This is a genomic window from Stenotrophomonas sp. 3(2025) (assembly GCF_052665395.1).
This window is the reverse complement of the sequence record NZ_JBQOIF010000002.1, coordinates 20,007-44,371: the sequence shown is the minus strand read 5'-3', so window position 1 is coordinate 44,371 and position 24,365 is coordinate 20,007. Positions and strand designations below refer to the sequence as shown.

General features: G+C 66.6%; 19 protein-coding genes and 1 riboswitch. Of the genes, 4 read left to right on the top strand and 15 right to left on the bottom strand.

Going from position 1 to position 24,365, the window contains the following annotated elements:
• Positions 1-107: 107 nt before the first annotated feature.
• From ACUXVE_RS01735 to ACUXVE_RS01695, 9 genes are all read right to left on the bottom strand, one after another.
• A complete protein-coding gene (locus ACUXVE_RS01735; RefSeq protein WP_093821071.1) occupies positions 108-1,880 on the bottom strand; it encodes a DUF885 domain-containing protein in 1,773 nt (590 codons plus the stop codon).
• Positions 1,881-2,146: 266 nt separating this feature from the next.
• On the bottom strand, positions 2,147-2,494 hold the full coding sequence (locus ACUXVE_RS01730) for a lipid-A-disaccharide synthase N-terminal domain-containing protein (protein ID WP_005414908.1): 348 nt from the start codon (positions 2,492-2,494) through the stop codon (positions 2,147-2,149).
• Positions 2,494-3,216, bottom strand: a complete 723-nt coding sequence (locus ACUXVE_RS01725) for a glycosyltransferase family 2 protein (protein ID WP_093821073.1) — start codon at positions 3,214-3,216, stop codon at positions 2,494-2,496. Before ACUXVE_RS01725 ends, ACUXVE_RS01730 begins: the two co-directional genes overlap by 1 nt.
• Before the next feature lie 90 nt (positions 3,217-3,306).
• Positions 3,307-4,272, bottom strand: coding sequence for an NAD-dependent epimerase/dehydratase family protein (locus ACUXVE_RS01720; protein ID WP_445513690.1), 966 nt, complete (start codon positions 4,270-4,272; stop codon positions 3,307-3,309).
• A 64-nt stretch (positions 4,273-4,336) separates the two neighbouring features.
• Entirely contained in the window at positions 4,337-5,062 is a 726-nt protein-coding gene (locus ACUXVE_RS01715; RefSeq protein WP_093821077.1) for a suppressor of fused domain protein, read from the bottom strand.
• Positions 5,063-5,204: 142 nt separating this feature from the next.
• Positions 5,205-6,128: a ParB/RepB/Spo0J family partition protein gene (locus tag ACUXVE_RS01710; RefSeq protein WP_049465059.1), complete on the bottom strand. Its 924-nt coding sequence runs from the start codon at positions 6,126-6,128 to the stop codon at positions 5,205-5,207.
• Positions 6,128-6,925: a ParA family protein gene (locus tag ACUXVE_RS01705; RefSeq protein ID WP_025878788.1), complete on the bottom strand. Its 798-nt coding sequence runs from the start codon at positions 6,923-6,925 to the stop codon at positions 6,128-6,130. Before ACUXVE_RS01705 ends, ACUXVE_RS01710 begins: the two co-directional genes overlap by 1 nt.
• Before the next feature lie 112 nt (positions 6,926-7,037).
• The gene (rsmG, locus tag ACUXVE_RS01700; protein ID WP_033832551.1) at positions 7,038-7,676 is read right to left on the bottom strand and encodes a 16S rRNA (guanine(527)-N(7))-methyltransferase RsmG; all 639 of its coding nucleotides are present in this window, start codon (positions 7,674-7,676) and stop codon (positions 7,038-7,040) included.
• Positions 7,677-7,715: 39 nt separating this feature from the next.
• On the bottom strand, positions 7,716-8,315 hold the full coding sequence (locus ACUXVE_RS01695; protein WP_099785896.1) for a 4'-phosphopantetheinyl transferase family protein: 600 nt from the start codon (positions 8,313-8,315) through the stop codon (positions 7,716-7,718).
• An 84-nt stretch (positions 8,316-8,399) separates the two neighbouring features.
• Here ACUXVE_RS01695 and ACUXVE_RS01690 point away from each other — a divergent pair, with 84 nt between their 5' ends.
• On the top strand, positions 8,400-8,651 hold the full coding sequence (locus tag ACUXVE_RS01690; protein ID WP_025878785.1) for a GlsB/YeaQ/YmgE family stress response membrane protein: 252 nt from the start codon (positions 8,400-8,402) through the stop codon (positions 8,649-8,651).
• 72 nt (positions 8,652-8,723) lie between these two features.
• On the opposite strand, the gene xth is transcribed toward ACUXVE_RS01690, so the two are convergent.
• The 4 genes from xth to ACUXVE_RS01670 form a co-directional block, all read right to left on the bottom strand.
• A complete protein-coding gene (xth, locus tag ACUXVE_RS01685) occupies positions 8,724-9,491 on the bottom strand; it encodes an exodeoxyribonuclease III (RefSeq protein ID WP_093821081.1) in 768 nt (255 codons plus the stop codon).
• Positions 9,492-9,713: 222 nt separating this feature from the next.
• Positions 9,714-11,120 carry a coniferyl aldehyde dehydrogenase gene (locus ACUXVE_RS01680; protein ID WP_445513689.1) on the bottom strand — a complete coding sequence of 469 codons (1,407 nt, stop codon included), beginning with the start codon at positions 11,118-11,120 and terminating at the stop codon, positions 9,714-9,716.
• 189 nt (positions 11,121-11,309) lie between these two features.
• Complete coding sequence (locus ACUXVE_RS01675; protein ID WP_132823602.1) at positions 11,310-12,965, bottom strand: MFS transporter; 1,656 nt, start codon at positions 12,963-12,965, stop codon at positions 11,310-11,312.
• Positions 12,966-13,026: 61 nt separating this feature from the next.
• Positions 13,027-14,448, bottom strand: a complete 1,422-nt coding sequence (locus tag ACUXVE_RS01670; RefSeq protein ID WP_025878777.1) for a DcaP family trimeric outer membrane transporter — start codon at positions 14,446-14,448, stop codon at positions 13,027-13,029.
• A gap of 245 nt (positions 14,449-14,693) precedes the next feature.
• Here ACUXVE_RS01670 and acs point away from each other — a divergent pair, with 245 nt between their 5' ends.
• The 3 genes from acs to ACUXVE_RS01655 all read left to right on the top strand — a co-directional run bounded on the left by acs (position 14,694) and on the right by ACUXVE_RS01655 (position 18,427).
• Positions 14,694-16,637 (top strand): acetate--CoA ligase, encoded by a 1,944-nt coding sequence (gene acs / locus ACUXVE_RS01665; protein ID WP_025878776.1) that lies wholly within the window; start codon positions 14,694-14,696, stop codon positions 16,635-16,637.
• An 81-nt stretch (positions 16,638-16,718) separates the two neighbouring features.
• Positions 16,719-17,384 (top strand): response regulator transcription factor, encoded by a 666-nt coding sequence (locus ACUXVE_RS01660; RefSeq protein WP_006477308.1) that lies wholly within the window; start codon positions 16,719-16,721, stop codon positions 17,382-17,384.
• Between the two features lie 288 nt (positions 17,385-17,672).
• A riboswitch (yybP-ykoY riboswitch) is annotated at positions 17,673-17,762 on the top strand.
• Between the two features lie 89 nt (positions 17,763-17,851).
• On the top strand, positions 17,852-18,427 hold the full coding sequence (locus ACUXVE_RS01655; RefSeq protein ID WP_032976929.1) for a manganese efflux pump MntP: 576 nt from the start codon (positions 17,852-17,854) through the stop codon (positions 18,425-18,427).
• A 39-nt stretch (positions 18,428-18,466) separates the two neighbouring features.
• Here the strand turns inward: ACUXVE_RS01655 and ACUXVE_RS01650 are convergent, their stop codons facing one another.
• Both ACUXVE_RS01650 and ACUXVE_RS01645 read right to left on the bottom strand, forming a co-directional pair.
• On the bottom strand, positions 18,467-21,910 hold the full coding sequence (locus ACUXVE_RS01650; RefSeq protein ID WP_222388114.1) for a hybrid sensor histidine kinase/response regulator: 3,444 nt from the start codon (positions 21,908-21,910) through the stop codon (positions 18,467-18,469).
• A gap of 224 nt (positions 21,911-22,134) precedes the next feature.
• Positions 22,135-24,282 (bottom strand): S46 family peptidase, encoded by a 2,148-nt coding sequence (locus ACUXVE_RS01645; RefSeq protein WP_445513688.1) that lies wholly within the window; start codon positions 24,280-24,282, stop codon positions 22,135-22,137.
• Positions 24,283-24,365 lie beyond the last annotated feature (83 nt).

Sequence of the window (24,365 nt, the reverse complement as noted above, 5' to 3'; positions counted from 1 at the left end):
GATCCTGTGATCCGCCCCCGTCTACCGCGCTTCGCGCTCGCCGGGCATGGCCCGGCGCTACCACCGCACGTTCCGCTAGCGCCGGGCCATGCCCGGCGACACGGCGATCAGGCCTTCTTGCGCTCGGCAATGTACGCCTGGATCTGCTGCTCCAGCACCGGCAACGGCACCGAACCCTGCTTCAGCAGGGTGTCGTGGAAGCCCTTGACGTCGAACTTGTCGCCCAGCTCCTTCTCGGCCTGCGCACGCAGGCGCACGATGGCGATCTCGCCGAGCTTGTAGCTCAACGCCTGCCCCGGCCAGGAAATGTAGCGATCCACTTCGGTGGTCACTTCGTGCTCACTCAGCGCCGTGTGGTCACGCAGGTAGGCCAGCGCCTGCTCGCGGCTCCAGCCCTTGCTGTGCACGCCAGTGTCGATCACCAGGCGCGTGGCGCGCCACATCTCGTAGGTCAGGCGACCGAAATCCTCGTACGGGGTTTCGTAGATACCCATTTCCACGCCCAGCTTCTCGCAGTACAGCGCCCAACCTTCGCCATAGGCGGAGATGTAGGCGTTGCGGCGGAACTCCGGCAGGTTCTTCTGCTCGGCAGCGATGGCACCCTGCAGTGCATGGCCCGGATCGGATTCGTGCAGGGTCAACGCCGGCAGGTTGTACAGCGGGCGCGATGGCAGGTTGTAGGTGTTGAGCCAATAGGTGCCCATGCCACCACGGCCGGCGGTCCAGAACGGCGCGATGTCCGGCGGCACCGGCACGATGGTGAAGCGCGCGCGCGGCAATGTCATGTACTTGCCGAGCTGGCCATCGGCGCGCTTGGAGATCCATGCGGCACGCGACAGCAGTTCTTCCGGCGTCTTGGCATAGAACTGCGGGTCGGTACGCAGGAAGGTCAGGAACTCGGCAAAGCTGCCCTTGAACTTCACCTGCTTGATGATGTCGTTCATTTCCTTCTGGATGCGTGCCACTTCATCCAGGCCGATGCGGTGGATCTCGTCCGGCGACAGGTCCAGCGTGGTGTATTCGTGGATCTGCTGCTTGTAGTACGCCTTGCCGTCAGGCATCGCTTCGGCGGCCAGGGTGGTGCGCGCCTGTGGCACGTATTCGTTGACGAAGAAGGTGCGCAGTTGCTGGAACGCCGGCACCACCTTGCCGCTGATCGCCGCGCGGGCCTGTGCCTGCAGCTTGGCCTGCTCCGCAGCCGGGACGGTGTTGGGCAGCTTCTTGAACGGCGCGTACAGCGGCGATTCGGTCGGGTCCTTCAGTTCGGCGACAGTGGCGATGGACACCTCGCGGCCATCGAGCACCGCACGCGGCACGCTGAAGCCGCGCTTCAGGCCGGCGCGCATGTTCCCGGTCTGCTGGTCGAAGTAGCGCGGCACATCATTCAGGCGCGCGATGTAGTTCTGGTAGTCCTGCACGGTCTTCATTTCGCGCCGGGCCATGAAGGACAGGTTGGACCAGAACGAGGAATCGGCGTTGAACGGCATCTCGTAGCCGCGCAGGCGCACTTCTTCGGCCAGGTTGAACACCTGGTCGCGGTAGATCGCGTAGTTGACCTGGTTGTCGGGCGAAAGGGTCTTCGGGTCGATCTTCTTCAGCGCGGCCAGGGTCTGGTCCCATACCTCCAGGCGTGCCTGCTGCGCGGCCGGGCCGACGTCGGGCATGCGGGTGGCATTGGCCGGCGCGTCCTCGTCCTCGCTGGCCTCGCCGCCGCCTTGCTGGCGCCACTTCCATTCCTTCTCGTACAGCGCGCGGAAGGCGGCATCGGCGGGCGATTCAGTGGCCACGCTGGCCGGCGCGGCGGCAGTGGGCGGTGCGGCCAACGCCACGGCAGGGGCGGACAGGGCAATCAGCAGGGCAACGGCAAGACGGGTTTTCACAAGCACAGGTTCCCGGGAAGGCAGGCCCCGATCATGGCACCCCGCACCGCCCATGGCATGGGACGAAGGTCCTGCCTGGGCCTAGCCCTGGTAGCTGCCAACCTTGGTTGGCAGGCGGGGAGACCCAGCGCCCAAGGCGCGTGGTAGCGCGGGGCCATGCCCCGCGAGCGCGCAGCGCGGCCGATGTTCACCGCCATCCCACAGCCGCCGGGCATGGCCCGGCGCTACCACAGCGGTGCCGACCAAGGTCGGCCTCTACCGGGGCGTCAGTGACTGGCCTTGTCCCGCTTCCAGCCGCGATGCTTGATGTCCAGCTGCAGGCTGTACAACGCGGTGAACGCCGGGAACAGGTTCTGCAGCACGCCCACCGAGTCCTGCTTGGCCGAGAACAGGAAGTAGCTCAGCGTCATCAGGCTGCCGACCACGCTCATGTACCAGAACAGGCGCGGGATCACCGGCTTGCCGGCGCGCTTGGAGGCGATGAACTGGACCAGCCAGCGGCCACCGAACATCAACGCGCCGGTGTAGCCGATCAGCTTCCAACCGGTCACATGCAGGCCGGTCCAGTACAACCAGGTCAGCGGCTGGTCCAGCCAGTGCAGCTCCAGATCCATCAACGCTCCTCCACCGCAGTGCGCTTGCTGCGGGTAATCAGCCAGGCCACGCCGCGCAGGTCGCGGATGCCGACCAGCGCGCGGCCCAGGTTGTTGTACTTGGACACGCCGGCCGTACGGTGGCGATGGTTGACCGGCACGCTGGTGGTCTTCCAGCCGGCGCGCTGCATCAGCGCCGGCAGGTAACGATGCATGTGGTCGAAGTACGGCAGATCGAGGAAGGCGTTGCGCTCGAACAGCTTGATGCCGCAGCCGGTATCGGGGGTGTCATCGCGCAGCATGCGCGCGCGGATGGCATTGGCCCACTTGCTGGCCCAGCGCTTGCTGCCGCTGTCCTGGCGGTTGACGCGCCAGCCGGCGAGCAGCTTCACCTGGGCGTCGGCCGCATCACGGGCGTCCAGCAGCTTGGGGATGTCGGCCGGGTCGTTCTGGCCATCACCGTCGAGGGTGGCGATCCACGGCGCACGCGCGTGCTTGACACCGGTACGTACCGCGGTGCTCTGCCCGCTCTGCGAGACGTGGTGCAGCACGCGCAGCTCCGGTGTGGTGGCCTTCAGGCCCTGCAGTACGGCCAGGGTGTCATCGCGCGAATGATCGTCGATGTAGACGATCTCGAACGGCAGCCGTCCGCGCAGTGCAGCGGTGATTTCGGCCACCAGGGGCGCGACGTTGTCGCGCTCGTTGAATACAGGGACAACGACGGACAGATCGGGTTGGCTCATGGGGGGACTCGGCCAAGAAGGGACAAAGACCGCGCATTTTCCGAAGCCGAGGTTATCCGAAGATGAATCCAGCGGCGTGAGGATCGGTTTTCAGGCGCGATCAGCAAAATACTCGCGGCACCAACGCACCACCGGCGGCAGGCCCTGTTCGATCGGCATGACCGGTTCGTAGCCAAATGCGTCATGTGCGCGCCGGGTATCGGCCATCGTGCGCACCATGTCACCCGGCTGCATCGGCTTGTAGACCTTCTGCGCGGGGCGACCGGCGGCCTGCTCGATCACGCCGATGAAGCGCTCCAGCTCGACCGGCGTGTGGTTGCCGAGGTTGAACACCCGGTGCGGCACCGGACCATCCGCCGGATGCGCGAGGGCGCCGAGAATACCGGCCACGATGTCGGAGACATGTGTGAAATCGCGCTGCATGCGGCCTTCGTTGAACACGTCGATCGAACGGCCAGCCAGCACCGCGCGCGAGAACAGCAGCGGCGCCATGTCCGGCCGGCCCCACGGGCCATACACGGTGAAGAAGCGCAGGCCGGTGGCACGCAGGCCATACAGCTGTGCGTAGGTGTAGGCCATCAGTTCATTGGCGGCCTTGGTGGCGGCATACAGCGAGCGCGGCTGGTCCACGCGCTGGTCTTCGGAAAACGGCGGCGTGGCCGAATCGCCGTAGACCGAACTGCTGGACGCATACACCAGATGCTGCACGCCACGGTGGCGGCACAGTTCGAGCATGTTGACGAAGCCGACCAGGTTGCTGTCGACGTAGGCGTGCGGGTTTTCCAGCGAATAGCGCACGCCGGCCTGCGCGGCCAGGTGGATCACCGCGGTCGGCTGTATTTCGTCGAAAAGCGCGGCCAGGCCGTCGCGGTCGGTCAGGTCCAGCGTGCGCAGATCCAGCGTCGGGCACAGCGCGGCCACGCGGTCGCGCTTGATCTGCGGGTCGTAGTAATCGTTGAAGTTGTCCAGGCCGACCACCGACTGGCCCGCATCAAGCAGGGCACGGGCGGTGTAGGCACCGATGAAGCCGGCTGCGCCGGTGAGCAGGATGGTCATTGCGGTGAGCCTGGAATTCAACGTTCGATTCAGTAGTGATGGCGTCTGATGGTACGCGCAGGGCCTAGAACAGGCCGAAACGCTTCTTGGCCACATTGGTACGCCCCGGCTGGATGACATCCTGGATGTTCTTCGCATCGAAGCGGTCCAGCAGGGTTTCCGAGTCCTTTTTCAGCTTCAGGTCCATCTCTTCCGGGTACAGCGGCACGATCGCCATGAACTCGATGGTGGTGCCGTCTTCCAGCGCCAGCGTGCCGAAGTCGTCCGGGGTCGTGACCGGCGGCAGCACGATGGCGCCATCGAACCCCACGCCCGGTGCATAGGGCTCGGACGGATGGCCGTTGGGAATGGTGTGTCCGAAGCCCAGCCAGGTGTCGTACTCGTGCGGCAGCCGCGCCAGGGTCTTCAACAGGCGCACCGGCCAATAGTTGCGCTCATCCTCGAAGGCATCCTGGGTGATCGGCCAATCCGCCGGCAGGGTCACCATCAGTTCCATGTGCCGGGGAGCGTCCACCTCGTCGGGCACGGCCATCGGCAGATCACTCATGCCCGAGGTCACCAGCCGCAGGTACGGGCACTCGTCGGTGGCGGGCACCACATGCACGTCGATATGCACGATATCGGAGATGATTTCGTGGAAGACACCGGAGATCGGGCCAAGATGGCGCTCGATGTAGGCGCTGATCTCTTCGATGTGCGACTCGCCCTGGGCCGGGGTGAAGTCCTTCTCGCGGCTGTGCACGAGGATCGGGCTGCCGCCCGGGCTGACGTCGTCTACTTCAATGGTCATGTCCTGCTCCCTGGATGAGCCACGGGGCGGAGCGGCCCACCTGCGGTGGACGACGCGGCCTCCGGCACGCGCGGCGGTGCGTTCCCTGCAATCGACGGCACACGGCAGGAACGGGCCGTACGCCCATGAAGATGCGCCGGGGTCAGCCCTGGCGCGTGCGCAGCCGCTCCAGCACGCCATCGAGCGTGTCCAGGTTGGCGTAATGGATGATCAGCTTGCCCTTGCCGCCGCGGCCATGGTTGATCGCAACCGAGGTGCCCAGCGCTTCGGACAGCTCGGTCTCCAGCGAGGCGATATCGGCCTGCTGCACCTTGGCCACCGGCTGTGGACGGTTGCTCGGCACCTTGCCGGCGGCGAACGCCTGCGCGCGACGCTCGACCTCGCGCACCGACCAGCCTTCATCGGCCGCTTCCTGGGCCAGCTTGCTGGCCAGTTCCGGGGCCAGCGTCAGCAGCGCGCGGGCGTGCCCCATCTCCAGCCGGCGCGTTTCCAGCAGCAGGCGGATGGCGATCGGCAGCTCCAGCAGGCGCAGCAGGTTGGACACCGCCGCGCGCGAGCGACCGACGGCCTCGGCGGCCTCGGCATGGGTCAGGGTGAATTCGCTGATGAGGCGCTGCAGCGCTTCGGCTTCTTCCAGCGGGTTGAGGTCTTCGCGCTGGATGTTCTCGATCAGCGCCATCGCGATGACGGTGCGGTCTTCCAGCTCGCGCACCACCACCGGCACTTCGTCCAGGCCGGCCAGCTGCGAGGCGCGCCAGCGACGTTCACCGGCGACGATCTCGAAGTTGCCTGCCGGCAGCTGGCGCACCAGGATCGGCTGGATCACGCCCTGCGACTTGATCGAGTCGGCCAGTTCGGACAGCTTGCCCTGGTCCATCTCGCGACGCGGCTGGTACTTGCCCGGCTGCAGCTGGCCTACCGGCAGCTTGCGCAGCACTTCACCGGGCAGCGGCTCGATCACCGCCGTACTGGCCTGCACCTGGCTGACCGCGCCCTTCGGACCGAGCAGTGCGTCCAGGCCGCGGCCGAGGCCTCGCTTCTTGGCTGCAGGCTTGCTGCTGGTCATCAGACGGTCTCCACGGCCTTGGTGGCCTTGTTGCGTTCGTTGTTGCGACGGATGATCTCGCCGGCCAGGCCGAGGTAGGCCACGCCGCCGCGCGAAGCACGATCGTAGCCGACGATGCTCTGGCCATGGCTGGGCGCCTCGGCCAGGCGCACGTTGCGCGGCACGATGGTGCGGAACACCCGGTCGCCGAAATGCTCGGTGAGCTCGGCCGACACGGCATTGGCCAGGTTGTTGCGCACGTCGAACATGGTGCGCAGCACGCCTTCGATCTCCAGCGCCGGGTTGAGGTTGGCACGCAGCGCTTCGATGGTTTCCACCAGCGCGCTCAGGCCTTCCAGTGCGTAGTACTCGCACTGCATCGGCACGATCACCGAATCGGCGGCGGCCAGTGCGTTGAGGGTCAGCAGCGAAAGCGCCGGCGGGCAGTCGATCAGGATGTAGTCGTACTCATCGCGGATCGGTGCCAGCGCGCGCTTCAGGCGCTGCTCGCGCTCGCTCTGCGCCATCAGCTGGATCTCGGCCGCGGTCAGGTCGATGTTGCCCGGCAGCAGGTCGTAGCCTTCGGCAGTCTGCACGCGCACGTCGGCGGCGCTGGACTCGCCCAGCAGCAGGTCGTAGGTGGAGGAGACCAGCTCGCGCTTGTCCACGCCACTGCCCATGGTCGCGTTGCCCTGGGAATCCAGGTCGACCAACAGCACGCGCTTGGGTGCGTTGGCCAGGGAAGCGGCCAGGTTGACGGCGGTCGTGGTCTTGCCGACGCCACCCTTCTGGTTGGCGATGGCGATGATGCGGGCCATGCGGGTGTGCCTCGTCGACGTGTGCTGGGACCGGTCATTATGCGTACAACCGGGCCCGTGCGGAAATCGTGGATCGCCAACCGCTTGTTCCACAAGGGGCGGGCGGCGGGGTTCAGGGACCTGTGACGGTGACCAGATGGCGTTCACCGGCCAGACCGGGCACGCTCAGCGGGACCACCTCGCGCACCTGCCAACCGGCCGGCAGCGCTGCGATCTCCTCATGCGGGTAGACGCCTTTCATGGCCAGCAACACGCCGCCGGGGCGCAGCAGGTGGCCACCGACGCGGACGATGCCGGCCAGGGTGTCCATCGCGCGCGCGGTCAGCTGGTCGTAGCTGCCCGGCTCGGCCAGCGCTTCGGCGCGCGATTCGGCCACGCGGGCATTGCCCAGGCCCAGCTGGCGCACGGCCTCGCGCATGAAGCGGGCCTTCTTGCCGTTGCTTTCCACCAGGGTGACCTGCAGGCCCGGGCAGGCGATCGCCAGCGGGATGCCCGGCAACCCGGGGCCGGTACCGAGGTCGGCCAGGCTGCCATCGGCCACGAACGGCTGCATCGCCAGCGAATCGAGCAGATGGCGGGTGACCATTTCCTGCGGATCGCGGATGGCGGTGAGGTTGTAGGTGCCGTTCCAGCGGTGCAGCAGCGCCAGGTAGCGCAGCAGCGGCGGGGCCAGCTCGGCGGCCAGGCCCATGCTGGCCAGGCCCTGCTGCAGCGTGGTCGCTACGCCGGCGGGAAGATCGTGTTCGCTCATGCCGGCATTATCGCCGGTTTTCGCCGTTGATTCGCCGATTCACTGCGGATACCAGGCCAATGCGGCGCGGAATTGTCCGCTGGCCTGCCATTCGTGCAGATGCCAGCGCGCGGCCTCGCCCAGCTCCGGGTCGCACCAGCGCAGGTGCAGGGCGCCATCGTTGGCCGGGGCCAGCTGCAGGCGGTGCAGGCCGAAGGAAATGCCCTGCCCGTGTGCCTTCAGCATCGCTTCCTTGGCACACCAGACGCGGAAGAACCAATGTTCGCGGTCGGCCTCGTCCAGGCCCTGCAGCCAGGCCACTTCGTCGGGATGGAAGAAGCGCTGGATGATTTCCAGCATGCGCGGGCGCGGCCGCAGCAGTTCCAGGTCCACGCCCAGCCGCACGCCCTCGCCCAGCGCTACCAGCAGCACCTCGCCGCTGTGGCTCCAGCCGGTGCCGTAGTGGGCGAGCGCGCCGCTCAGTTCCGGCCGGCCCTTGTCGTCGCGCACCAGCGGCAGCGCATCCGGCTCGCCGCCCAGTGCCTGTGCCAGCACCTGCCGGGCCTGCGGCTCACCGCGCTGGCCGGGGACGTGCGGGCAGCGCCAGACGGTAACCGGACCAAACCGCCAGGGGCCCTCGAGGGTGGCTGGCAGGCTCATCCGCACGCGCCCGTCACAGGATTGCACAGCGGGTTCACGGCATTGCGCGTCAACTGGACGCGGTTATCCACCGGAGAGTCGATCATGGGCATCATCATCTGGCTGATCGTCGGCGGCATCGTCGGCTGGCTGGCAAGCATCATCATGAAGCGCGATGGCCAGCAGGGCATCATCCTCAACATCGTGGTGGGCATCGTCGGCGCACTGATTTCCGGCTGGCTGTTTGGCGGCGGCATCAATGAAGCGATCACCCTGCGCACGTTCCTGTTCTCGCTGATCGGCGCGGTGATTCTGCTGGCCATCGTCAACCTGTTCACCCGCAAGAGCATACGCTGACGCGGCGGTAGTGCCGGCCGCTGGCCGGCAGATGCATCGCAACGGGCCCGGCAATCGCCGGGCCCCGTTCGTTCAACCCAATTCCACCCACGCCGGCGCATGATCGCTGGGACGTTCCCAGGTGCGCGGCTCGCGGTCGATGCCCGAGGCCACCGCACTGCCCTTCAGCGCATCGGAGACCAGGGTGAGGTCGATGCGCAGGCCGAGGTTGCGGCGGAAACCCGCTGCGCGGTAGTCCCACCAGCTGAAGGTGCCGGCCTCATCATTGTGCAGGCGGAAGCCATCGTGCAGGCCCAGCTGCAGCAGCTTGTTCAGTGCGCCGCGCTCGGCAGTGGAGGTCAGGATGTGGTTGTCGTTCCACACCTCCGGGTCATGCACGTCGCGCCCGTCAGGGGCGATGTTGAAGTCGCCCATCACGATCAGCTTCGGATGACGCTGCAGTTCCGCGGCGATCCACGCATGCACCGCCTCCAGCCAGCGCAGCTTGTACTCGTACTTGTCGGTGCCCACGTCCTGGCCGTTGACCACGTACAGGTTGATCACCCGCAGGTCGCCGAAGGTGCCGGCGATGACCCGCTTCTGCTCGTCCTCGAAGCCGGGAATGCCGATCTGCACGTCCTGCGCCGGCTCGCGCGACACCAGCGCCACGCCGTTGTAGGTCTTCTGCCCGGCGAACACGCTGCGGTAGCCGGCGGCGACCAGCGCCGAGTCCGGGAACTTGTGGTCCTCCAGCTTGGTTTCCTGGATGCCGACGATGTCCGGGCCGAAGTCCTTGAGCCACTGCTCCAGGTGCGGCAGGCGGACATTGAGCGAATTGACGTTCCACGAGGCGATTTTCATGCGGGCATTCTACCCGGGTGGGCTTTGGTAGAGGCCGACCTTGGTCGGCGCTTGTGGTTCACGCGCGCCAACCAAGGTTGGCCCCTACCGGAACGGGCCGCGCGGATGGGCCCCTACCGGTAGTGCCGGCCGCTGGCCGGCAACCCGATGACCCTTCCAGCAAGACCCTGCAGCTGCCGGCCAGCGGCCGGCACTACCACTGGGTGCACGCCCTGCCTGGATTCACCGCAGCAGCAGTTTCAACAACCCCGCAATCTTCGAATACGGCGGCCGCAGCCGGTCACTGGCCGCCCAGCGCGACTGCCACAGCACCGGCAACAGCTTGCTCATCGCATCAAACCCGGCCCGCCCGTGGTACGCCCCCATGCCACTGGCGCCCACCCCACCAAACGGCAAGCCATCGGCGGCGAAGTGCAGCAGCGTGTCGTTGACCGTGACCCCGCCGGCCAGCACTTGGCCGAGGATGCGCTCCACCGTGGCCGTGTCGTGGCTGAAGGGATACAACGCCAGCGGCCGGTCGCGGGCCACGATGTCGGCCAACGCCGCATCCAGGTCCGGATAGGCACGCACCGGCAGGATCGGGCCGAAGATCTCATCGCGCATCAGGTCCAGGTCATCCGGCGGGTCCAGCACCACGGTCGGCACCAGCAGCCGCTCGCGATCGGCACGCGCGTCATCCACCCGCGCCAGCGGAATCACCGGCACCCCGCGTTCGCGGGCCTGCGCCAGATAGCCCTGCAGGCGCCGGTACTGGCCCTCGTTGATGATCCGCGTGTATTCGTCGGCATCGCTGAAATCACCATAGCGCTCGCGCACCTGCTGCTGCAGCGCCTGCACGAACTCACGCTGGCGCACGCTGTCGATCAGCACGTAATCCGGCGCGATGCAGGTCTGTCCGGCGTTGAACCATTTGCCGGTGGCCAACCGCGCGGCGGCTTTGTCCAACGGAAAATCGCGGCAGACGATCGCCGGCGACTTGCCGCCCAGTTCCAGCGTCAGCGGTACCAGATGCTCCGCCGCCGCCGCCATCACCTTGCGGCCGACCGCGGTGGAACCGGTAAACACGAGGTGGTCCAGCGGTAGCGAAGACACCGCCGCGGCTACGTCCGCCCCACCCTGCACCACCGCCACGCGATCGGGCGGGAACACGCTGGCCAGCAGATCGGCCAGGAACGCGCTGGTGCGCGGTGTGTGCTCCGAAGGCTTCAACAGCACATGGTTGCCGGCGGCAATCGCGGTGGCCAGCGGCACCAACGCCAGCGTGACCGGATAATTCCACGGCGAGATTACCCCGACCACGCCCAGCGGCGTCGGCCGCAGCTGCGCGCGCGCCGGCCATAGCTTCCAGCCCGCCGATGCACGACGCGGCTTCGACAAGCGTCGCAGGTGGCGGCGCAGGTGATCGATGGCCGACAGCACGCTCATGCCATCGGCCAGTTTCGATTCCACGTGGGCGCGGTGGCCAAAGTCTTCGGCGATGGCTTGGGCCATTTCGTCCATGCGGTCCTTCAACGCCGCGCGCAGGCGGCGCAGGTCGGATTCGCGCTGGTCGAGCGACGGGCGCTGCGACTGCCAGGCAGTACGCAGGATATGCAGAACGGCGGGGAGGTCGGCGGCTGAGGCGGTCATTCCGCGACTATACGGCGTACGTGCGTGAGACAACCGGTAGTGCCGGCCGCTGGCCGGCAATCTCATGGAACTTCGGCAGGCATCGTGCAGTTGCCGGCCAGCGGCCGGCACTACCAGAAAAAGAAAGGCCGTGGTCTGCACCACGGCCCCTGGAACCCGGTGGGTGCCGACCGTTGGTCGGCACGCCGGTTACTTGGTGATGTCCACGTTCTTCGTCTCGCGCAGGAACAGGCCGCCAATCACCACCGACATCAGCGCGATGATGATCGGGTACCACAACCCGTAGTACAGGTTGCCGGTACCGGCCACCAGCGCGAAGGAGATCGCCGGCAGGAAGCCACCGAACCAGCCGTTGCCGATGTGGTACGGCAGCGACATCGAGGTGTAGCGGATGCGGGTCGGGAACAGTTCGACCAGGTAGGCGGCGATCGGACCGTAGACCATGGTCACGTACAGCACCAGCAGCCACAGCATCAGGATCGTGCCGGCGTAGTTGATGCGCGAACCATCAGCCTTGGCGGGATAACCAGCGCCGGTCAGCGCGGTCTTCAGCTCGGCACCGAATGCATCGGCCTTGGCCTTGCCTTCTTCCTTGGTCAGGCCGGCGGCCTCGTACGAGGTGACGCTGGCGCTGCCCACGTTGACCATCGCCAGCGAACCAGCAGCGGCCGGCTGCACGTCATACGGCACACCGGCCTTGGTCAGCGCGGCGGTAGCCACGTCACAGGAGCTGGTGAACTTGCGCAGGCCCACCGGATCGAACTGGAAGGAGCAGGTGGTCGGGTCGGCCACGACCAGCGCCGGCGAACTGCTGCGGGCTTCTTCGATGGCCGGGTTGGCGAAGTGGGTCAGGCCCTTGAAGATCGGGATGTAGGTGACGGCGGCCAGCAGGCAGCCGGCCAGGATGATCTTCTTGCGGCCGATACGGTCGGACAGCCAGCCGAAGAAGATGAAGAACGGCACGCCCAGCGCCAGCGCGGCGGCGATCAGCAGGTAGGAGGTGGTGGCATCGACCTTCAGCATGCTGCTGAGGAAGAACAGCGCGTAGAACTGGCCGCCATACCAGACCACCGCCTGGCCCGCTGCGGCGCCGAGCAGCACCAGCAGCATCAGCTTCAGGTTGCCGCCCTTCAGGCTGTCACGGAACGGCGTCTTGGAACCCTTGCCCTCCGACTTCATCTGCTGGAACAGCGGCGACTCGCTCAGCTGCAGGCGGATCCACACCGACACGCCCAGCAGCACGATCGAGACCAGGAACGGAATGCGCCAGCCCCAGGCTTCGAACGCTTCGTTGCCGAGGAAGTAGCGGCAGGCCAGGATGATCAGCAGCGACATGAACAGGCCGAGCGTGGCCGTGCACTGGATGAAGCTGGTGTACAGGCCACGCTTGTCGTCCGGCGCGTGCTCGGCCACGTAGGTCGCCGCACCACCGTACTCGCCGCCCATGGCCAGGCCCTGGGCCAGGCGCAGGATGATCAGGATCACCGGCGCGGCGAAGCCGATCGAGGCGTAGTTGGGCAGCACGCCGACCAGGAAGGTCGAGATGCCCATGATCAGGATGGTCACCAGGAAGGTGTACTTGCGGCCGATGCGATCGCCGAGGCTGCCGAAGAAGGCCGCACCGAACGGGCGCACGAAGAAGCCGGCCGCAAAGGCCAGCAGGGCGAAGATCATGCCCGTGGTTTCATTGACGCCACTGAAGAACTGCTTGGCGATGATCGCGGCAAGCGAGCCGTACAGGAAGAAGTCGTACCACTCGAAAACGGTGCCCAGGCTGGACGCGAAGATGACCTTCTTGTGTCCCTGGGTTAGTTGGGCTTTCGCCGGCGCAGGTGTTGTGGACATGGGACGCTTCCCCTCCGAAGCAATCGTTGTTGGTGGGTGCCGACCGTTGGTCGGCACTCGGTCAGAAGCTGTACTTCGTAGTGAACTGCAGACGGGTGATATCGCCCTTGTTGCCGTTCTCGATCTCGCGCTTGCCATACATCAGCTCGGCACCGACATCGACCTTGGGCAGTGGCGAGTAGAAGATGTTGCCGCGGATGCTCTGCACGCTCTTGGTCACCAGCGGGCCGAGGATGCTGTCGTTGTCGTAGTCGCTGCGCGCATAGATCAGGTTGGTGCGCAGCTTCGGCGAGAACGCATGGCGCCAACCGACATAGCCGGCGATCACACCGGTCGGGTTGAGCTCGTCACGGGCCACGTCATAGGCCGAATCGGCGGTGATGCCCAGGCCGATGTAACGGGCGATGCCCTCGCCACCGGTGAACTGGTAGTGCAGCGAATCGCTGTCACCCATCACCCACTTGCCGCCCAGGGTCAGGCCACCGGCCACCTTGTCGGCCTTTGCGCCGGTGGCCTGGTTGTCGACCTTCAGCTGACGGACGATACCGCCAACACCGAACGTGCCCCAGTCACCCTTCCAGCCATAACGCAGGGTCAGGTCCGGCAGGCTGCCGCGATCGGAATTGGCGCTGGCATTGGTCCAGGCGCCGGTGACCGGATTGCGCGTACCGGTGAGGGTGGTCGTTTCCGGATTCTCCAGCGCGACGCTGAAGCCACCCTGGGTGTAGCGCACCTGCGCCTGGCGCACGAAGATCACGCCATCGGTGGGACCGACGAAGTCGACCGCTTCCGGCAACGACGCCGCATCCATGAAGTTCGACCAGGTCTGGCCGGCCATCCAGTTGTTCCAGTACATGTACGCATGGCGCAGGGTCACGCCATAGGTGTTGGTGGCGGTCTGGTTGCCCAGCGAGTTGCCGAAGAAATCCATCTCGAAGAACGCGCCGGCCTTGTTGCCCGACTCGCTGACGTTGTCGATGCCCAGGTTGAAGCGCGAGAACTTGGCGTGGGCGTTGTAGTCCACGTCCGAGCGCTTGCCGCTGCCGCCGGCGCCTTCCACCGGGGTCTGCCCGGGCAGGTACAGCGAGCGGCCGGTGGCGTCGTCGGCCAGTTGGCCATCGCTGGTCTGGGTGGCCAGGAAATCGGCCTTGATGAAACCGCCGATCTTGACCGTGGTGCCCGGCGCCGCGCCGGGGGTGATGGTGGTGACCTGGATCGGCTGCTTGCCCGCAGGCACCGCCGGCTTCTGTTCGGCCTGCAGCGTGCGGACGTCGGTGACCGCCTGCTGGGTCTGCACGATCTGGGTCTGTTGCTGCTGCTGCGACGCCAGCAGCGCCTGAACCTGCCGCTCCAGCTCGGCGACGCGTGACTCCAGTGCCTTCTCTTTGGCGGTCTCGGCGAACGCCATGCCCGGTGCGACCAGGGCGACCAACAGGCAGGCCGCCAAAGGTGTGCGCACGGCTTTCAACGTACGGTGGCTCATGTTGCCCTCTCTCCCAAGTGGCAAGGTGATGCCGCGCGTGGGGCACGGTCGAGCCGAGACTGCGGGGCGTTTGCACGCACCGGCTATTGGCCATTGGTCGAACCCGGGCCTGCAGGGGCCCGACTTTCGACCAAGGTCTAACCGAAGTGGTGACGCGACCGGGGGTGGATGGGGCAAACTGAGGGGGAACGGCTGCTGCAATGCTGCGGCTGCACACACAAAGTCAACGTGCAAGTGAGGGTGCCATGGCTGATCTCTACCCTGTCGATCCGCAGTTCGCCGCCAAGGCGCGTATCGACAAGAACACCTATGAACAGCAGTACCAGGCCTCGGTATCCGATCCGGATGCGTTCTGGGGCAAGGCCGCCGAGCGGCTGGACTGGTCGCGCAAGCCGACGAAGATCAAGAACGTCAGCTACGACCTGTCCGACTTCCACATCAAGTGGTTCGAAGATGGCGAGCTCAACGCCAGCGTGAACTGCCTGGACCGCCAGCTGGAAAAGCGCGGCGACAAGACGGCCCTGCTGTTCGAGCCGGACAGCCCGGACGCGCCGGCCCAGCACGTAACCTATCGCGAGCTGTACGAGCGCACCTGCCGTCTCGGCAACGCGCTGCGCAACCTGGGCGTCAAGAAGGGCGACCGGGTCACCATCTACCTGCCGATGATCGTCGACGCTGCCGTGGCCATGCTGGCCTGCGCGCGCATCGGTGCGATCCACTCGGTGGTGTTTGGTGGCTTCGCCCCGAATTCGATCGCCGACCGTGTCAGCGACTGCCAGAGCAAGCTGATCATCACCGCCGACGAAGGCCTGCGCGGTGGCCGGAAGATTCCGCTGAAGGCCAACGTCGATGCGGCGCTGAAGCTGCCCGGCACCAATACCGTGGAAACCGTGCTGGTGGTGCGCCACACCGGCGGTGCGGTGGACATGCAGGCCCCGCGCGACCGCTGGTTCCATGATGTGGTCGACAGCCAGCCGGCCAGCTGCGAGCCGGAACCGATGAACGCCGAGGATCCGCTGTTCATCCTCTACACCTCCGGTTCCACCGGCAAGCCGAAGGGCGTGCTGCACACCACCGCCGGCTACCTGCTGTACGCGGCGTACACCCACGAAGCGGTGTTCGACCTGCGCGAGGACGACATCTACTGGTGCACCGCCGACGTCGGTTGGGTCACCGGCCACAGCTACATCGTGTACGGCCCGTTGGCCAACGGCGCGACCTCGCTGATGTTCGAGGGCGTGCCGAACTACCCGGACACCTCGCGCTTCTGGAACGTGATCGACAAGCACAAAGTGTCGATCTTCTACACCGCCCCCACCGCCATCCGTGCGCTGATGCGCGAAGGCGAGGAGCCGGTGAAGAAGACCTCGCGCGCCTCGCTGCGCCTGCTAGGCAGCGTCGGCGAACCGATCAATCCCGAAGCCTGGCGCTGGTACTACGAGGTGGTCGGCGACAGCCGTTGCCCGATCGTCGATACCTGGTGGCAGACCGAGACCGGCGGCATCCTGATCTCGCCGCTGGCCGGTGCGATGGATCTGAAACCGGGTTCGGCCACCCTGCCCTTCTTCGGCGTGCAGCCGGCCCTGGTCAATGCCGATGGCGAGATCAAGGACGGCCCGACCGAAGGCAACCTGATCATCCGTGACTCCTGGCCGGGCCAGATGCGCACGGTGTACGGCGACCACCAGCGCTTCATCGACACCTACTTCCGCACCTATCCGGGCAGCTACTTCACCGGTGACGGCTGCCGCCGCGACGAAGACGGCTACTACTGGATCACCGGCCGCGTGGACGATGTGATCAACGTGTCCGGCCACCGCATCGGCACCGCCGAAGTGGAAAGCGCGCTGGTCTCGCACCCGAAGGTGGCCGAAGCCGCCGTGGTCGGCTTCCCGCACGACGTGAAGGGCCAGGGCATCTATGCCTACGTCACCCTGGTGGCCGAAGAAGCGCCCAGCGATGAGCTGCAGAAGGAGCTGGTCGCCTGGGTGCGCAAGGAGATCGGGCCGATCGCCACGCCCGACCACCTGCAGTGGGCGCCGGGCCTGCCGAAAACCCGTTCGGGCAAGATCATGCGCCGCATTCTGCGCAAGATCGCCGAGAACGCACCGGACCAGCTCGGCGACACCTCGACCCTGGCCGATCCGTCGGTGGTGGCGTCGCTGGTGGACGAGCGCAAGGTGCGCTGACGTACGACCCGGGGTCGGATCCCTTTCCGCAAGGAAAGGGCTCTGACCCCATCTGCTTTCCCCCCACGGTTCCCCCCGACCATGACCACCCTCCTGATTGCCGATGACCATCCGTTGTTCCGCGAAGCCCTGCGGGGTGCCGTGCAGCGGGTCATTCCGGGCGTTCAACTGTTCGAGGCCGACAGCGTCGAGGCGCTGTATGCGTTGGCTGACCAGCACAACGACGCCGACCTGGTCCTGATGGATCTCAACATGCCCGGCGCACAGGGTTTCAACGCACTGGTGCACATGCGCTCGCTGCATCCGCACCTGCCGGTGGTGGTGGTCTCCGCACGCGAAGAAGCCACGGTGATGCGCCGTGCACTCGACCATGGCGCGCTGGGCTTCATTCCGAAATCCGCTGATTCGGACACCATCGGCCATGCACTGGGCACCATCCTCGATGGCGAGACCTGGGCGCCGCCGGAAGCACACAACGTGCCGCCCACCGGCAGCGAAGAACGCGAAGTCGGCCAGCGCCTGCGCGAGCTGACCCCGCAGCAGTTCCGCGTGCTGCAGATGCTGGGCGCTGGCCGCTTGAACAAGCAGATCGCCTACGACCTCAACGTCTCCGAAGCGACGATCAAGGCGCACGTAACCGCGATCCTGCGCAAGCTGGGCGTGACCAACCGCACCCAGGCCGTGCTGATGGCCGGCAAGCTGGCGATCGACGACGACGCCATCGTGCTGCCGCCGGAAGAGGATTGAGGGTTCGTGCCGGCCGCTGGCCGGCACTCGCCTGTACCTGTATCACCGCTGCGCTCGCCGGACATGGCCCGGCGCTACCGGAAACTGCTTTGGTAGGTGCCACGCTTGCTTGGCACGCTGTCGCCGTTGCGTGTGCCGGCCAGCGGCCGGCACTACCCGCTGCGCTCGCCGGGCGTGGCCCGGCGCTACCGTATCGCCCGTGGTATAGCCATCGCTATACAAACCAGCCCTGCCTGCGCGTTTCGCAGGAAATGCGCCACGCGCAGATCACGGTGCTAAGCTTCGCGTCCCCTTGGGGAGTAGCCGGATTCCTACGCAGGAATCGTCCACGTCAACATACTCGGCCAGTGCGCCGTGGCGTGGACAACCATGATGGTTGGCGAGACCAGCGGCCCGCGCGCGCAACGTCAGGTTGGGCGCGAGCGCGAGCCGTGCGTCCGTCCTTGCCCGACCTTCTGCTGCCGCCCATGTCTCCTGTTTCGATCCTCCTGATCGGCTTTGCCATGTCCACCGATGCCTTCGCCGCGGCGATCGGCAAGGGTGCCGCCATGCGCAGGCCGGTGTTCCGTGATGCGCTGCGCGCCGGCATCATCTTCGGCGTCATCGAGGCGATCACGCCCATCATCGGCTGGCTGCTCGGTCGTGCCGCCCTGCAGTACGTCGAAGCCTTCGACCACTGGATCGCCTTCGGCCTGCTCGGCGCACTGGGCATCCACATGATCTACAACGGCCTGCGCCCTGACAGCGGCGAGGACGATGAAGATCCGTCGCAGCACCACGGCTTCTGGAAGCTGGCACTGACCGGCTTCGCCACCAGCATCGACGCGATGGCAGTGGGCATCGGCCTGGCCTTCATGGACGTGCATATCGGCGTGATGGCTGCGGTCATCGGCCTGTGCACGCTGACCATGGTCACCGCCGGCATCATGCTCGGCCGCGCACTCGGCAGCATGGTCGGCAAGCGCGCCGAAATCATCGGTGGCGTGATCCTGGTGATCATCGGTGCGACGATCCTGTACGAACACCTGCACGGCGTGGCGTAACCTGCCGGCGATTGCGAGGTTGCCGGCCAGCGGCCGGCACTACCGGGCGTCGCGCAACGCGCCCAGGAATGCCCGCAGCGAGGCTGGCTTGATCGGCTTGGTCAACAGGCGATAGCCGCGCTCGCGTGCCATCCGCTTCAGTTCATCGCGGCCATCGGCGGTAAGCAGCGCGCCGGGCAATGGATAGCCCGCCGCCTCGCGCAGTGCCACCAGTGCATCCAGGCCATCCATGCGATCGTGCAGGTGGTAGTCCACCAGCATCACCTGCGGACGCTCGGCGATCTTCTGCAACGCCTGGTCCACCGTCGATGCGGTGATCACCTGCACCTGCCAGCGCCCCAGCAGCGCGCGCATGCCATCAAGGATCTCCTCGTCGTTGTCCACGCACAGCACGCGCAGGCCGGCCAGCGAATCGCTGCGGATCGGCGGTGCGGCCTGCGCCACGGTGAGCGCTTCGGTATATCCCGGCAACGGCGCTACCCGCGGCAGGATGATCGAGAACATCGATCCACTGCCAACCCGGCTGCGGGCATTCAAGCGATGGTCAAGCAGGCGCGAGATGCGCTGGCAGATCGACAGGCCCAGCCCCAGGCCCTGCTCGCCCCAGTCGAACGGCTGCTGGTAGCGGTGGAACTCATCGAAGATCTGTCGCATGTGGTGTTCGGGAATGCCGGGGCCGGTATCCCACACCTGCAGCTCCACTTCGTCGCCGCGCTGGCGTACGGCCAGCACGATGCGCCCCTGCCGCGTGTAGCGCAGCGCATTGGCCAGGAAGTTCTGCAGCACGCGGCGCAGCAGGCGGCGATCACTGCGCACCCAGGTGGTACGCGCGAACAGATCCAGCCGCAGCCCACGCCCGGCCGCAACCGGCGTGTACTGCGCGGCCAGCTCACGCATCAACGCGCTGACATCGAATTCGCCGATCACCGGATGCAGGCCACCAGCATCCAGCCGCGACACATCCAGCAGCCCATCCAGCAGCTCTTCGGCCGCACGCAGCGACGCATCCACGCGTTCGGCCAGGTGCCGCTGCTCGTCACTGACATGGTCGCTGTCGCGCAGCGCCGAAGCGAACAGCCGCGCCGCATTCAACGGCTGCAGCACGTCATGGCTGATCGCCGCCAGGAAGCGGGTCTTCGATTGCTGCGCGACTTCCGCTTCGTGCGAGCGCTCGGCCACGCGCTGTTCCAGTGTTTCGTTGGCTTCCAGCAGCGCCCGTTCGGCATGCTTGTAGTCGGTGATGTCGTTGTAGCTGGTGACGTAGCCGCCGCCGGGCAGTGCCTGCCCACGCATTTCGATCACCTTGCCATCGCTGCGGGTGCGCTCGAACACGTGCGGCGAACCGGCGCGCATGTAGCCGATGCGCCGATTGATCTGCACTTCGATGTCGCCCTCGCCCAGCTCGCCACGCTCGGCGTTGTAGCGGATCAGATCCGCCACCGGGCGGCCCACGTAGAGCATGCCGTCGGGGTAGCCGAACATGTCCTGGTAGCGCCGGTTCCACGCGGTCAGGCGCATGTCCGGGTCGACCACGCTGACGCCGGCGCTGATGTTTTCCAGGGTGGTCGACAGGATCTCACGGTTGAAGCGCAGCTCCTGCCCGGCTTCGTCCAGCACCGCCACCACTTCGCCCAGATCCATGCCCGAGCCGCGCAGCAGGCTGGTCAGCAGCAGGCGCGCGGACGCCGCCCCGATCGATGCGGCCAGCAGGCGCTCGGTGAACTGCACCCACGGACGGTCTGCCGGTGCCGAGGACTGCAGCTCGCGCCCCAGCGACTGTGCCTGTTCGAAGAACGAGCGCCGCGCATGGCGCTCGCCGACCACGCGCGAGGCAAGTGCCAGCAGGTCGCCCACGTGCACGTGGCCGGGCCAACCACCGGCCACTGAAGGCCGCTCGGCATAGGGATCGAGGAAGGGCGCAGCGCGCAGGCGCTCATCCACGCCCGGACGCCAACGCGCCGATACCAGCATCATCGTTGCCGCGTTGACCAGCAGCGACCAGAACGTGCCATGGGTCAGCGGGTCCCAGCCGGTCATGCCGAACAGCTGTTGTGGCCGCAGCCAATCGATGCCGAACGGACCATGCTGCACCCAGCCTGCATCCATCCAGCCGGCCATGGTCATCGCCGGCAGCAGCAGGGTGTACAGCCAGGTGGCGAAGCCGAGCAGCATGCCGGTCTCGACGCCACGACGGCTGGCGCCGCGCCAGTACAGGCCACCGATCAGGCCCGGCGCGAACTGCGCCACCGCGGCGAACGCCATCAGTCCGTACGAGGCCAGCGTGCTGTCGTTGCTGCTGCTGCGGTAGTAGCTGTAGGCCATCAGTGCCAGCAGCAGGATCGCCAGCCGGCGGATCCACAGCACCCGCGAAGCGACATCGGCCGCTTCCTGGTGGTCGCCACTGCGACGCAGCAGCACCGGCATCACCAGATCGTTGCTGACCATCGTCGCCAACGCGATCGAGGACACGATGACCATGCCGGTGGCGGCAGAGAACCCGCCGATATAGGCGATCAGTGCCAGCGCGTTGCGACCCTCCGCCAGCGGCAACGCCAGCACCATCGAGTCGTCGGCCACGTCGCTTCCGGTACCGAACAGGCTGATGCCGGCCGTGGCGATCGGCAGCACCATCGCCGAGATCAGCACCAGGTAGCCGCCGAACATCCAGCGCGCGCGGCGCACGTCGCGCACATCGCCGCACTCCACCACCGCCACATGGAACTGGCGCGGCAGGCAGATGATGGCCAGGAAACTGAGCAGCGTCTGCGAAATGAAACCCACCGGCGGAAGCCCGGTGAACAGCGTATGCACCGACTCCACCACCGCCTCGTTGCGGTCGCTGAGCCAGACGTAGGCGAACACGCCCACCGCCACCATCGCCACCAGCTTGATCACCGACTCCAGCGCGATGGCCAGCATCATGCCGTGGTGGTGTTCGGTGGCGTCCACCTGGCGGGTACCGAACAGGGTGGCGAACAGCGCCATCAGCAACGCCACGTACAGGGCCGGATCGCTGAAGAACCCGGTCGGGCCGGTGTTGCCGGTCAGTACCTGCAGGCTCATCGCCACCGCTTTGTACTGCAGGGCAAGGTAGGGAATGATGCCGATCAGCGCGATGATCGCCACCAGCGCCGCCAGCCGCCGCGAGCGGCCGAAGCGCGAGGAAATGAAATCAGCGATGGAGACCACGTTCTGGCTGCGCGCGATCAGCGCCAGGCGCTCGATGATGCGCCAGCCGAACAGCAGCAGCAGCAACGGGCCGATGTAGATGGGCAGGTAGCCCACGCCATTGCGCACGGCGGTACCGACTGCGCCGTAGAAGGTCCACGACGAGCAGTACACCGCCAGCGCCAGGCTGTAGACGACCGGCCGCAGCCACGGCCGGTCCGGGTACATCGGGCGACGGTCGCCCCACCACGCCACGCCGAACAGCAGCGCAGCGTAGGCAACCGAGACCAGCAGCAGGATCCAGCTGGAGACCAAGCGCGTGTTTCCGTCGGAGGAGGGGCCAGTAGATCCAGTAGATCACGACCGTTGATCGTGATGGTAGGTCACGACGGGGGGTCGCAAAGGTGGGTCACGACCGTTGGTCGTGGCAGGGGCGTCCGTGCCCACCAACGGTGGGCACCCACCAGGAAACAGTGGGGACCTACCGGAAGACGGTGGGCACCTGCCGGGAGATCGTGGGCGCCTACCGGGAACCGGCGTTATTCCGCCGGAACGCCCATTTCCTTCAGCAGTTCAGGTGCCGGGTAGACCTTGGCCAGCAGCCAGCGCAGGTAGCGCATGTCCACGTGCACGGCGCGCTTGTAGCGCGGGTCGAACCACCAGCTGGCACTGACCGACTCCCAGTTGCTGTCGAAGTTCAGGCCGATCAGTTCGCCCTTGGCGTTGAGCACCGGCGAGCCGGAGTTGCCGCCGGTGGTGTCCAGGTTGGTCAGGAAATTGACCGTCTGGGTCTTCAGCGCGGGGTCGGCGGTGCTGCCGAAGTCACCCTTGGCAATCGCGGCCAGCAGCGGCTTGGGGGCATCGAACGGATAGGCGTTGGTGTTCTTTTCGACGATGCCGGCCACGGTGGTCACCGGCGAATAGGTCACGCCATCACGCGGGTGCAGCGCTTCCACCTTGCCGTAGCTGATGCGCAGGGTGCGGTTGGCATCCGGGTACACCGCACGGCCCTGCTTGGCACGCCAGGCGAACAAGGCCTGCATGTAGGCCGGGCGCAGGCGCAGCTGTTCGCCTTCGCGGGTCTTGCTCTCGTTTTCGATGCGCAGCTGCGCGGCCACCAGCGGGCCGGCCACGGCAATCAGCGGATCGGCGGCCAGCGCCTTGCCTTCGCGGGCAGCGGCGAAGCGGGACAGGCGCTGCGCTTCGTCACCCAGCTGGGTGCCGGCATACAGCGTGTCCAGCGCCTGCGCCAGCTGTGCCGGGGTACGGCCGAACGCCGTGTCGAACTCAGCCACGCGCTGCGCATCCGGCAGCTGCTGGTAGCGGGTCAACAGGGTGGTCAGCAGCGCCTTCTCGACCTCGGGTGCATAGCGGCGCTGCACCTGCTTCAGCACGCCCTCGATCATCGCCTGGTCGCGCTGCTGGTAGCCGGTCTCGCGCTGCGCGTCCGGCTTGGCCGATTCAATGCGCAGGCGTTCCAGCAGTAGTGCCGAGCGCAGCAGCTGGCTCTGGCCGGCCATCTGCTCCAGCAGCAGGTCGCGCTCACCCACCGCCGCACCCTGCGACAGGTTGGCCAGCAGCGCCTTGATGTCGCCCTGGTACTTGCGATCGGTGGCGGCCAGCATCGCCTGCTCGTCGGCCGCACGCTCGGCCTTGGCATCGCTGCGCAGCAGCCCTTCCAGCTCACCGGCGGCGCGCTTGCGGTTGTTCTTCAGCGACTGCAACTGCGAGGCATAACGGGTACGTGCCTGCGCATCCTTGGCACTGGCCGCTTCGATGGTGTCGATCATCTGCTGGAACACCGACACCCGGCGCGGCAGCACGGTATCGATCTGGCCAGCGAATTCGGCGGCGGTGCGATGGCGGTAGGTGATGCCCGGGTAACCGGCCAGCATCGCGTAGTCGCCCTCCTTCGGGCCTTCCACCGACATCTGCAGGTGCGCCGGTGCCTGGTACGGCACGTTGTCCTTGCTGTAGGCGGCCGGCTTGCCGTCCTTGCCCACGTAGGCACGCAGCAGGGTGAAGTCGCCGGTGTGGCGCGGCCACATGAAGTTGTCGATCTCATCGCCGTAGTTGCCGATCGCGCGCGGTGGCGCATAGACCAGGCGCACATCGCTCAGCTCAAGCTGGGCGATGCGGTAGAAGTCGGTGCCGTAATACATGTTGGCCACCGAGCAGCGCACGCTGCCGTCCTTCTCGCACTCGGCCACGATCTGCTTGCTGGCTGCATCCACCGCGTCGAAGTACGCGCGGCCGGTCTTGCCCTTGGCCTGTGCCAGCACCTGGTCGGTCACCTTGTCGAAGCCGACGGTGACCAGCACGCGGAAGTCCGGATTGGCCGGACGCTCGTCGGCGCGACCCTTGGCGATGAAGCCATCGTTGATGAAGTTGTGCTCGGGCGAGCTGTTGTACTGGATCACGCCCATCGCCACGTGGTGGTTGGTCAGCAGCAGGCCATCGGCCGACACGAACGAGCCGGTGCCACCGCCGGCACGCACGACCGCACTCAGCGGCGGCGCGGTCACGTTGGCCAGATCGGCCGGGTTGCCCTTGAAGCCAGCCGCCTGCAGCGGCTTGGCCAGCTCCGGCAGCTGGGTCGGCATCCACATGCCTTCGTCGGCATGGGCGCCGGCGGCGAGGGTCAGGCCCAGGGCCAGGGCAGTGGGGAGGGCTTTGCGTGGCGACATGAGGCAATCCGGTACGACAGAACAGCCCGGGACCATAGCTGCTGGGGCCGGATGGGGCAACGGCCGATGGTTGGGTATGCGTG